Origin of the sequence: Roseiarcus sp. (assembly GCF_049514155.1) — a bacterium.
Taxonomy (GTDB): Bacteria; Pseudomonadota; Alphaproteobacteria; order Rhizobiales; family Beijerinckiaceae; genus Roseiarcus.
Map to the genome: position 1 here is coordinate 1 of NZ_JBEKVH010000246.1, position 3,999 is coordinate 3,999.

The following is a 3,999-nucleotide window of genomic DNA, read 5'->3' on the forward strand; positions in this document are numbered from 1 at the left end:
ATCATCTCGACGTCGTAGCGGTCGAGCACGCCCATCTTCCTCAGCGACAACGCGCAGTTGAGCGCCGTCTGTCCGCCCATGGTCGGCAGCAGCGCAAAACCGCCGGGGACGGCGTAGCGCTCCTTGGCGATGATCTTGGCGACGATCTCCGGGGTGATCGGCTCGATATAGGTGCGATCGGCCATGTCCGGGTCGGTCATGATCGTCGCCGGATTGGAGTTGACCAGGACGATGCGGTAGCCCTCTTCGCGCAGGGTCTTGCACGCCTGGGTGCCGGAATAGTCGAACTCGCACGCCTGACCGATGATGATCGGCCCCGCGCCGATGATCAGGATGGTCGAAATGTCGGTCCGCTTCGGCATCAAATCCTCTGGGCGCGCGCGCCGCCGGCCCGCGTCTGGCCGCCCGGGCGCGCAAAAAAAGGCCGCACCGCGGCGCCGCCGCGAGGCGTCCTCCGGCGAGGGCTTTTCGCCCGTCGCGAGCGGCCGCCGCAGCGACCGCCGGCCCTAGTAGACGAGTTTCGCCGCGGGGGGAAGGGTGAGCGAGCCCTCGGGAGATCGACCTGCGCCGGCCTTCCGGCTGCGACGCCCTGCCGCACCTGCGCCCGAGAGTCGGCGGCTTTCTTTACCGCAAACTGCTACAATTGCGTAAGGTTTCACAGCTAGGCCATGGCGATGGATGGATCGAAAGACAGGGATTTGGCCGCCATGCGCACCGAGGACGTCAGGACCGCCGAGCTCGAGGCGCTCGAAGCCGAACGCGCGGGGGAGCGGCCGATCAGCGTCAAGGCGCGCGCCGTCCTGATCGGCGAGCGCCCGGCCGCCTTCGTCGCCCCGCCGGCCGAGGCGCCGGCCGCCGCGCCGGCGAAGAAGGCCGAGAAGACGGCGAAGCCGGAGAAGGCGGCGAAGCCGGCAAAGCCGGAAAAAGCGGCGAAACCGCAAAAAGCGCTGAAGCTGGAGAAAGCGCCGAAGCTCGAAAAGGCGGAAAGGCTGGAGAAGCCGCTCGGCGTCGAGACGCGCGCGCGCCGCGACCCCGACGCGATCCGCCGCGCCTTCGAGACCGGCGACTATCCCTACAGCACCAAGGTCAAGGAGAAGGCCTACATCGAGCGCATGCTGCCGCTCCAGGCGGAGCTGTTGAAGGCGCAGAACTGGATCAAGGAGACCGGCGAAAAGATCGTCATGCTGTTCGAGGGGCGCGACGCCGCCGGCAAGGGCGGCACGATCAAGCGCTTCATGGAGCATTTGAACCCGCGCGGCGCGCGCATCGTGGCGCTGGAGAAACCGAGCGAGCGCGAGCGCTCGCAATGGTACTTCCAGCGCTACATCGAGCACCTGCCGGCGGCGGGCGAAATCGTCTTCTTCGACCGCTCCTGGTACAATCGCGCCGGCGTCGAGCGGGTGATGGGCTTCTGCACGCCCAACGAATATCTCGAATTCATGCGCCAGTGCCCCGAGATCGAGCGCATGCTGGTGCGCGCCGGGACCCGCCTCTACAAATATTGGTTCTCGGTCACCCGCGAGGAGCAGCGTCGCCGCTTCTTCGCTCGCGAGACCGACCCGCTCAAGCAGTGGAAGCTGTCGCCGATCGACAAGGCCTCGCTCGACAAGTGGGACGAGTACACCGAGGCCAAGGAGGCGATGTTCTTCAACACCGACACCGCCGACGCGCCGTGGACGATCATCAAGTCCGACGACAAGAAGCGGGCGCGGCTCAACTGCATGCTGCACTTCCTGTCGTCGCTGCCCTACGACAACAAGGACCACCGCGTCATTTCCGGCCTCGATCCGCTGATCGTCGGCTCGTCGTCGCTGGTGATCGGCGGCAGCGCCAACATTCTCGAAGCCGCCGTCCACCCCGCCAATCGGCACGGCAAGGGCTGAGCGCAGACCCGCTCGGACCGCCGCGCCGCCTTTTCAGGCGAATCGCCGCCGCGCCCGCTCCCTCGCGCGCTCCGCCGTCGCCTCGCGGTCGCGCGGCGGTTGCTCAGTGGTCAGCGACGCGATCAGCCGGCGCGCCGAATCGGCGACCTCTTCGACCGCCGCCTCGAAGGCCGCCGCGTTGGCGCGCGAGGGATGGGCGAAGCCGCTGAGCTTGCGCACGAATTGACGCGCGGCGGCGCGGATCTCGTCCTCGCTCGCCGGCGGATCGAAATTGAACAGGGTTCGGATGCTGCGGCACATCGGGCGATCTCCCTGAGCGCGGCTGGAGAATTGCGCCGCGGCGGCGGCGACGATCTTGCCATCGCGTCGGCCGGCGGCAAGGCCAAAAGCGAATTGTCGGCGATCGTCCTTCATTAGCACTCTAGGCCGGAGAGTGCTAAAATATGTTGCGTCGCCACTTGAACGACAGATCGGCGGCGCCCAATTCTCGGGCCAGGAACGCGCAATCAACCCAGGGCGCGCCTGCGCAACAACCAAAACCAGGAGGAACCGATGAAGTTTCGGCCGCTGCACGACCGCGTGGTCGTCCGACGCCTCGACGCGGAAGCGAAGACCAAGGGCGGCATCATCATCCCCGACACCGCCAAGGAGAAGCCGCAGGAAGGCGAGATCGTCGCCGTCGGTCCCGGCGCGCGCGACGAAAAGGGCAAGCTCGTCCCGATCGACCTCAAGAAGGGCGACAAGATCCTGTTCGGCAAATGGTCGGGGAGCGAAATCAAGCTCGACGGCGAAGAGCTGCTGATCATGAAAGAGAGCGACGTCATGGGCGTCATCGAGGGCGCGGCCAAGCCGGCCCACAAGGCCGCTTGAACCAGGGCCGACCTTTTCCTACGAACGCCTCATGTCTGATGGAGTGAAAGAGCATGTCCGCTAAGGAAGTGAAATTCTCGCAGGATGCGCGCGACAAGATGATCCGCGGGGTCGACGTGCTGGCCAACGCGGTGCGCGTCACCCTCGGCCCGAAGGGGCGCAACGTCGTCATCGAGAAGAGCTACGGCGCGCCGCGCATCACCAAGGACGGCGTCACCGTCGCCAAGGAGATCGAGCTTACCGACAAGTTCGAGAACATGGGCGCGCAGATGGTGCGCGAAGTGGCGTCCAAGAGCAGCGACGCGGCCGGCGACGGCACCACCACCGCGACCGTGCTCGCCCAGGCGATCGTCAAGGAGGGCGTCAAGGCGGTCGCGGCCGGGGCCAATCCGATGGACCTCAAGCGCGGCGTCGACCTTGCGGTCGAGGCGATCGTCGCCGACATCGTCAAGAACAGCCGCAAGATCACCAAGTCCAACGAGATCGCCCAGGTCGGCGCGATTTCCGCCAACGGCGATTCCTCGGTCGGCGAGATGATCGCCAAGGCGATGGACAAGGTCGGCAAGGAGGGCGTGATCACGGTCGAGGAGGCCAAGAGCCTCGAGACCGAACTCGACGTCGTCGAAGGCATGCAGTTCGACCGCGGCTATCTCTCGCCCTATTTCATCACCAATGCCGAGAAAATGATCGCCGAACTCGACGACGCCTACATTCTCATCCACGAGAAGAAGCTCTCGTCGCTGCAGCCGATGCTCCCCGTTCTCGAAGCGGTCGTCCAGAGCGGCAAGCCGCTGGTCATCATCGCCGAGGACATCGAAGGCGAGGCGCTCGCCACGCTCGTCGTCAACAAGCTGCGCGGTGGCCTCAAGGTCGCGGCGGTCAAGGCGCCGGGCTTCGGCGATCGCCGCAAGGCGATGCTCGAGGACATCGCGATCCTGACGGGCGGCCAGATGATCGCCGAGGACCTCGGGATTAAGCTCGAGAACGTCACGCTTCAGATGCTCGGCAAGGCGAAGCGGGTGCGGATCGAGAAGGAGAACACCACGATCATCAACGGCGCGGGCTCGAAGAAGGACATCGAGGGCCGGATCGGCCAGATCAAGGCGCAGATCGAGGAGACGACGTCCGACTACGACAAGGAGAAGCTGCAGGAGCGGCTGGCCAAGCTCGCCGGCGGCGTCGCGGTGATCCGGGTCGGCGGGGCGACCGAGGTCGAGGTCAAGGAGAAGAAGGATCGCGTCGACGA

General features: G+C 65.9%; 5 protein-coding genes. 3 read left to right on the forward strand and 2 right to left on the reverse strand.

Annotated features, from left to right (window positions below; translation table 11 throughout):
- On the reverse strand, window positions 1-362 hold a 362-nt coding region (locus ABSF49_RS20770), incomplete at its 3' end, for a carbamoyl phosphate synthase preATP-grasp domain-containing protein (RefSeq protein WP_490363335.1).
- Window positions 363-707: 345 nt separating this feature from the next.
- On the opposite strand from ABSF49_RS20770, the gene ppk2 reads away from it, so the two are divergent.
- The gene (gene ppk2 / locus ABSF49_RS20775) at window positions 708-1,883 is read left to right on the forward strand and encodes a polyphosphate kinase 2 (RefSeq protein ID WP_424114538.1); all 1,176 of its coding nucleotides are present in this window, start codon (window positions 708-710) and stop codon (window positions 1,881-1,883) included.
- Window positions 1,884-1,916: 33 nt separating this feature from the next.
- Here the strand turns inward: ppk2 and ABSF49_RS20780 are convergent, their stop codons facing one another.
- Window positions 1,917-2,183, reverse strand: a complete 267-nt coding sequence (locus ABSF49_RS20780) for a DUF2277 domain-containing protein (protein ID WP_424114539.1) — start codon at window positions 2,181-2,183, stop codon at window positions 1,917-1,919.
- Window positions 2,184-2,435: 252 nt separating this feature from the next.
- Here ABSF49_RS20780 and ABSF49_RS20785 point away from each other — a divergent pair, with 252 nt between their 5' ends.
- Both ABSF49_RS20785 and groL read left to right on the forward strand, forming a co-directional pair.
- A complete protein-coding gene (locus ABSF49_RS20785) occupies window positions 2,436-2,753 on the forward strand; it encodes a co-chaperone GroES (protein ID WP_424114540.1) in 318 nt (105 codons plus the stop codon).
- A 53-nt stretch (window positions 2,754-2,806) separates the two neighbouring features.
- On the forward strand, window positions 2,807-3,999 hold a 1,193-nt coding region (gene groL, locus ABSF49_RS20790), incomplete at its 3' end, for a chaperonin GroEL (RefSeq protein WP_424114541.1).

What these genes read in the sequence shown, in the direction of transcription:
- ppk2 (WP_424114538.1), top strand. Translation starts at nt 708, where the DNA reads ATGCGCACCGAGGACGTCAGGACCGCCGAGCTCGAGGCGCTCGAAGCC.
- ABSF49_RS20780 (WP_424114539.1), bottom strand. Translation starts at nt 2,183, where the DNA reads ATGTGCCGCAGCATCCGAACCCTGTTCAATTTCGATCCGCCGGCGAGC.
- ABSF49_RS20785 (WP_424114540.1), top strand. Translation starts at nt 2,436, where the DNA reads ATGAAGTTTCGGCCGCTGCACGACCGCGTGGTCGTCCGACGCCTCGAC.